Consider the following 6000-nt stretch of genomic DNA (forward strand, 5'->3'; position numbering starts at 1 on the left):
TTATTCAATTCAAGTATCGACTCACAACATGCCGCTAGGATAGCAGTTCTGCCTAGGCATTGTTACTGCCATGCGGCTAAGGGAGTTGGGCACAAGCCGATTAATGGCAGCACAATTACGACGTTTAACGCAGAAAAGTTCAATCGAATTTATAGATTTACAAAATCTAATTTACTCATTTTACATTTAATATCAGAAGATTAGACTGAATGCACTCAGTAAGACAATAGCAGGAGAACGCCATGATTAACATAGGTATCAATCAAGCCAACAGAGAAGAAATCGCCGCTGGCCTTAACCAACTATTGGCAGACAGCTACAGTCTTTACCTTAAGACTCACAGCTTTCACTGGAACGTTACTGGCCCAATGTTCACTAGCTTACACTTGCTATTTGAACAGCAGTATACCGAACTTGCCCTTGCGGTCGACCTTATCGCAGAGCGTGTACGTGCATTAGGCGCCAGAGCGCTAGGGTCCTATTCAGCTTATGCCGCACTGACTGAAATTAAAGAAGATCAGGGCGTCACCAAAGCCGAAACCATGATCCGCGAATTGTTAAACGATCAAGAGTTAGTGATCCGTAATGCTAGAGCCCTGTATCCACTGGTGAATCAAGCTAATGATGAAGCCACTGCGGACTTGCTTACCCAACGCATTCAACAGCATGAGAAAAATGCCTGGATGCTACGCAGCTTATTAACGGAATAATTAACTAACCCTATTGCGGCACAAGCCAAACAAAAAGTCGCCAAGCATAACCGCTTGGCGACTTTTTCTTTAAAGCGACATGACTCAGGTTTAAAAGTACTTAGGTTTAGAAGCGCTTAAATTTAGAAGCTTTTTAATTTAGAGGTACTTAATCCAAGCCTGAGTACTGTGCTTTTTATATTCGCTAAACCACTTAACGGGATAATACAGCGCGATAACTAACACGCCCGTTATGAACCAAATCCATCCCATACTATTCACCCCAAAGTACTCACCATGGTTTGCGCCAAAGATGAATTTCGCTAAGCGATAAAGCAGTAACAGAACGTACAAATGTAAGATATAGAAGAACATAGGGACTGAGCCAAATACAGACAACCCGTGGCCGACTCGCGCTAATCTCCCTCCAACTTTGCCACTTGATGCAAAATACCGCTCAAACGCCACTAAGCTAAAGAACATGCCGCCTAAGGTCACCAGTAAAAAGCTTAATGATGGTGGGTATTTGGTTAAGTTGAATACCGACATTAAGGTTTCACCCAAATGTGCCCCCGCCTGCCAAGGCAAGGTTTCGCCATAGAGGTTAAACCCGCGAAGCACTGCAAAAAGTACCCAACAGCTTATCCCTAACTGCAACAGTGTTTGCTGGCGCTGCGAGGCTTCAAGCAGATTACTATTCAGTTTTTGACTGAAAATGGGCCCAGCCACATAACCCAGTAAAATCACCCCCATCCAAGGCAGCGCAGGATAACTCACTTTGATCTTAAGCGCCCCTTCACTGACAAGATATCCGCGGTCGTGCAATAGGGTCCACAGGCTATAAACCCATTCACTCGGCTGAAAACCAATTGGCGTCAACAGATTATGGCCAAAAACAATCGCAAAGCCTAAAAGTGCCATCCAAGCTCTAGGCAGATTTATCAGCGCCGCCAGCGTTAACATGCTCAGGCCGATCACCCAAATGACCTGCAACCAAAGCGTGTGGTAGTTACCCATCCAAGAGATGTTAATCACTACAATTTCGAGCGCGATTAAAAACAAACCACGTTTAATCAAAAACGCCCGCGCTGAACGCGGCTCGCCATGACTGCGATTGGCATAAAGCCATGCTGAAACACCCGTTAGAAACACAAACACTGGCGCACAAAAATGCGCGGCAAAGCGGCTTAGAAACAGTCCCCAAGAGGTCGAACTCAAATCCATAGGATCGCTCACCTGCATATGCAGGAAAAACCGTTCCCGCACATGGTCGAGCAGCATGATGAGCATCACCAGGCCGCGCATCATATCGATACTATTAATACGGCTTCGGCCAAGCACTCGGTTCGATACTTGTTCCGATGCGTGGGCCGATGCTTGTTCCGAAAAATGGGCTGACAGCGCAGAATTCGAACTGATATTAGAACTCATAGCTAACACTCACTTTAATGCTACGTGGCTCACCCGGCACAGCCCAGAGCGCTGAATAACTGCTGGCGATGTAATCTTCATCCAATAAGTTGTCCAGATTGACGCCAAGGATGAAGTTATCGCTAAGGTGAGTATTCATAAACAGTCCAACTAACTGATAAGAAGGCAATTGAAAGCTAGGATCGGCAGAATCACCGAGGCGCGAATCCACATATCGCCAGCTCAGTCCTAAATGTCCATCAATAGAAAGCCTATTCAAATCCTGTTTCAGAATCACACTCGCGGTATGTTTGGGCACATTCACCAGTGGACTTCCCGCAGGGATAAGCACGCCCCAGTCGGGATTCAAGCTGTCGTTGGCGGTGCGGGTATTCAAATAGGCATAGGATAATTTTGCTTGTAAATCCTCCGTCAGCTCGGCGGCTACATCGAGTTCAACCCCGCTACTTTTGGCTTTACCTAAGGTGGCAGAAAAACCAACATTGATAGGATCTGAGGTCAAAATATTGCTCTTTTGCGCATCGAACACGGCTAAACTACCGTTTACAGGAAGATCGTTTAGCCAAGTACCATTAAACTTTATTCCTAGTTCAACCGATTTACTCTCTTCGGCTTCGAAGGGTTTACCCGCAAAGTCAGTTCCCGAAAGCGGTAAAAAGCCTTCAGAATAAGAACTATAGAAACTTAGGGCATCGGACCATAAATACACCAGACCCACTTTGGGGCTAACCCTGCTATCGGTTTGCTCTGATAGCGTGTCTTTCGCGACTTCACTGATATCCTGCTGATAACTATCGAACCTTAACCCAAGATGCAGCTTCCACTTTTCAGTGAGATCCATTTGATCTTGCAGGTAAGTTCCCCACGCCTTTTGAGTTTCGTTATTCTCATACAGCAAACTCACCTCTGGCTGAGGCCCGCCATATTGAGGCGCATAAATATCGATGGCATATTCACCTTTTTTGCCTCGATAGCGATACAACCCCGTCTTTAAACTGTAGTGATAAGCATCTGCGCCGAGCAGCAAATTGTGGCGAATAAAACCGGTATCCACATGGCCACTTAACTCTAGGCGTAGTGAATTGTCCTCGGAGGCATAGTCACGATATCTGTGCTGCCGGGTTAGCGTGCGGCCATCATCAAATAGCGATTGTCGCCCCTTGGCCAACTCAGCATCGGACGAATAGCCCTTTAAACTAGAATCACGATAGTTGTAGCCCGCGGTTAATGACCAATCATCATTTAATTCATAGTCATAGGTCAGCTGGTGCCCAGTAGCATTCACCACAGTTGCGCCATCATTAGGCTCACCTAAATAACGCGAGCGTGGCACAGTATTAATATCGTTATTGAGCACTATAATGCCGCGATCGAATAGCTGTTCCTGCTTGAGGTATTCCATTTCATAAAGTAACGAGGCTTTATCGGAAATCTGCCAACGCACTGACGGCGTGACGATTTTTTTATCGCTGAACACATAATCACGAAAACTATCGTATTCCTGCCACGCGCCATTAATCCGAAATGCCAAGTTGTCGGTTAAACCTGAGGTCACATCACCTTCTAACCGATATTGGTCGAAACTCCCAGCCGATGCTTTTAAATAACCACTGGTTTCATATTGGGGTTTCTTAGTGACGATATTAACTGTGCCACCGGGTTCCGAGCGGCCATAAAGTGCCGAACCTGGGCCTTTTAAAATCTCGACATAGGCAACGTTTGATAAATCTCTATGACCACTAAAACCTCGGCCACCATTAAAGCCATTGATTAAATACCCCGATGGCATGTTTTCGTTGCCCGGAAAGCCGCGCAGGGAAAAACTATCCCATAAACCACCGCCATTGTTTTGCCGCGCCACACTCGCGGAATAGTCCAGTACATCTTGAAACCGCGTCAGCCCCGCATCTTTTATCAATTGCTCGTCTAACACACTGATCGCTTGGGGAAGTTCAATGGTAGACACATTGCCACGGTAAGCTTGGCGATAGTGGATACTTAAACGTTCAATGTCAGTCTCTGCGATAGGATCACCAGATAGAGCATCCTCCGCAGCCAGCAGCAATGAAATAGGATTGAGTGCAACCAAGGCACCCAGCAAAAGCGCAGCGCGCTTGGGCATATAAAAAGAGGTCATTTTCACTCCGAAAATAAACAGCATCGACGCCTTAGCTAAGCCAAGGCGCTCAAAGTTAATTAAGATAAATTGAATAAACAGTAACTTATGCTGTTATGGGCGGAGCACGACTATTGAAGAAACGACTAAAAGGTCGTTTAAAGGAAATGGCTTGGAACTCAACCGAGATATAACTCTGTTGAGTGAGTTGGAAATGAAAGGGTGTACTGGTTATCGCATGTTGCAACTGGTGCTGATGTAAGCACAGCGAACAATGGGACTTAGGGTCTTCATTAGCATGGGAAATACTGTGAACAGCAATTGCCACAGACAATAGCACCAACATGGCAGCAAGCCATATCGCTAGGGTGCGTCTTGTTTGCATCACACTATTCAAACCCTACTTCCTCACATAATTTGGCAGGCGATTGTATGTTAAGCACAACTAAAGTTGCAAACCGATTTACCTAAACCACAGTGCTTAAATGTTACAAGAGGTATACGGCAGTTTTATGAGAAACAGCATTTGTGAGAAAAAGCGATAACCGCGAATGAATAGAGAGGGCGCTAAATATATCGAGGCTAAATGGCAGATAAAAGAAAACGGCTCGCATATTTCTATGCAAGCCGTTGTTTTATTTGGCAGGGGTGGCAGGACTCGAACCCGCAACCATCGGTTTTGGAGACCGCTGTTCTACCAATTGGAACTACACCCCTGTTGACGTGGGGCATTATGCTAAAAGCACTCTCAAAGGTAAAGTACTTTTTATGACAAAACTCATTAACTGAAGGTTTTTCAAACAAGTTAGACGATTACTGTTGAATTAATTACCACTGAGATTAAAAAGCCACCGCATATCGGGCACGATGTTTTAACGAATGCATTATCTAGAGAATTAGCCGTCCTAATGCCCTAGGTCGAATCACTGCAGTAAATTCGACAGATATGGTTGTTTCGACAAGTTTTGGACCACTTAAGGGCAAAAGCCACACATTTATCGAAAAAAGATCTGAGTTCGATTTATAAAATCGGCGTTTTATAGTATAAGCATCGTCAATTTCATACACTGCTCGACGGAACCAAAATGTCAGACAAATTTTTCTTTAAAGGCCGTAGAACGCCTAAACCTAAGCATGAGAGCTTTGGCTACAACACTAAGCGTGTTGCTAAACCTGGTACAGAAGCTTTCCCTCTGCAATTAATTGTTGCCGATGAAGCGCGTAAACTCGAAGTTGCCGCGATTGTTGCCGAACACCAGCTGTTCGCCAATATCGAAGTCAATGCTGATGTTGCTGAAGATATCCTTGAATTAGAAGGTTTATTGAATAAACCTAAAACGACAACGTTCGAGAAAAAACCAAATCGTAACGAGCCTTGTGCTTGTGGTAGCGGTCAAAAATTCAAGAAGTGCTGCGGCAAGTAAGCGCCTTAATCAGCGAAAAATAGATAGGGACTTTTACTAAGACGTTTTTGTGCGTCGGGAATAGCCCCTTTTCTGCTCCATTTTAGTTTCTTCCCCCACAGCTAATCCTCTAGCTTTGAGATAAAAATCCGCTGCAAATCGTTATTCCACAGCTGAATAATTTTGCGGGTCTTTTCTTTATTCCAAAAACATTTGCCAAATAAAATCAAACCCTGTACTGGTCAACCCAAACTGGACACTTTTACTTGAGAATTTTCAAACTCTACAGGTGACAGATCGTCATTAGCAGAATGCAGCCGCTCCAAGTTATAATATTTCATGTAAGCCGTCACATCTTGCT

The 6000-nt window shown here is 44.8% G+C and carries 6 protein-coding genes and 1 tRNA gene; 2 read left to right on the top strand and 5 right to left on the bottom strand.

The genetic code is table 11. From position 1 onward, the window contains the following. Positions 1–242: 242 nt before the first annotated feature. Positions 243–710, top strand: coding sequence for a DNA starvation/stationary phase protection protein DpsA (gene dpsA / locus K5Q99_RS00860; RefSeq protein ID WP_006082763.1), 468 nt, complete (start codon positions 243–245; stop codon positions 708–710). A 138-nt stretch (positions 711–848) separates the two neighbouring features. Here the strand turns inward: dpsA and K5Q99_RS00865 are convergent, their stop codons facing one another. The 4 genes from K5Q99_RS00865 to K5Q99_RS00880 all read right to left on the bottom strand — a co-directional run bounded on the left by K5Q99_RS00865 (position 849) and on the right by K5Q99_RS00880 (position 4953). Next, on the bottom strand, positions 849–2120 hold the full coding sequence (locus K5Q99_RS00865; RefSeq protein ID WP_220775741.1) for an acetyltransferase domain-containing protein: 1272 nt from the start codon (positions 2118–2120) through the stop codon (positions 849–851). Then, positions 2110–4257 carry a TonB-dependent siderophore receptor gene (locus K5Q99_RS00870; RefSeq protein ID WP_220775742.1) on the bottom strand — a complete coding sequence of 716 codons (2148 nt, stop codon included), beginning with the start codon at positions 4255–4257 and terminating at the stop codon, positions 2110–2112. The genes K5Q99_RS00865 and K5Q99_RS00870 overlap by 11 nt, the downstream gene beginning before the upstream one ends. An 85-nt stretch (positions 4258–4342) precedes the next feature. Further along, positions 4343–4633: a DUF2607 family protein gene (locus K5Q99_RS00875; protein WP_220775743.1), complete on the bottom strand. Its 291-nt coding sequence runs from the start codon at positions 4631–4633 to the stop codon at positions 4343–4345. A gap of 243 nt (positions 4634–4876) precedes the next feature. Next, positions 4877–4953, bottom strand: a tRNA-Trp gene (locus K5Q99_RS00880). Positions 4954–5321: 368 nt separating this feature from the next. On the opposite strand from K5Q99_RS00880, the gene K5Q99_RS00885 reads away from it, so the two are divergent. Continuing rightward, the gene (locus K5Q99_RS00885) at positions 5322–5660 is read left to right on the top strand and encodes a PBPRA1643 family SWIM/SEC-C metal-binding motif protein (RefSeq protein WP_012587000.1); all 339 of its coding nucleotides are present in this window, start codon (positions 5322–5324) and stop codon (positions 5658–5660) included. Between the two features lie 221 nt (positions 5661–5881). On the opposite strand, the gene K5Q99_RS00890 is transcribed toward K5Q99_RS00885, so the two are convergent. Further along, positions 5882–6000, bottom strand: a 119-nt coding sequence (locus K5Q99_RS00890) for an IS3 family transposase (protein ID WP_220775748.1), incomplete at its 5' end; no start/stop codon positions are given.

The sequence above is a fragment of the Shewanella hafniensis genome, assembly GCF_019655335.1.
In the GTDB taxonomy this organism is placed as follows: Bacteria; Pseudomonadota; Gammaproteobacteria; order Enterobacterales; family Shewanellaceae; genus Shewanella; species Shewanella hafniensis.

Bases quoted from the DNA above. Each gene is read 5' to 3' on its own strand.
- K5Q99_RS00865 (WP_220775741.1), bottom strand. From the start codon at position 2,120: ATGAGTTCTAATATCAGTTCGAATTCTGCGCTGTCAGCCCATTTTTCG.
- dpsA (WP_006082763.1), top strand. From the start codon at position 243: ATGATTAACATAGGTATCAATCAAGCCAACAGAGAAGAAATCGCCGCT.
- K5Q99_RS00885 (WP_012587000.1), top strand. From the start codon at position 5,322: ATGTCAGACAAATTTTTCTTTAAAGGCCGTAGAACGCCTAAACCTAAG.
- K5Q99_RS00870 (WP_220775742.1), bottom strand. From the start codon at position 4,257: ATGACCTCTTTTTATATGCCCAAGCGCGCTGCGCTTTTGCTGGGTGCC.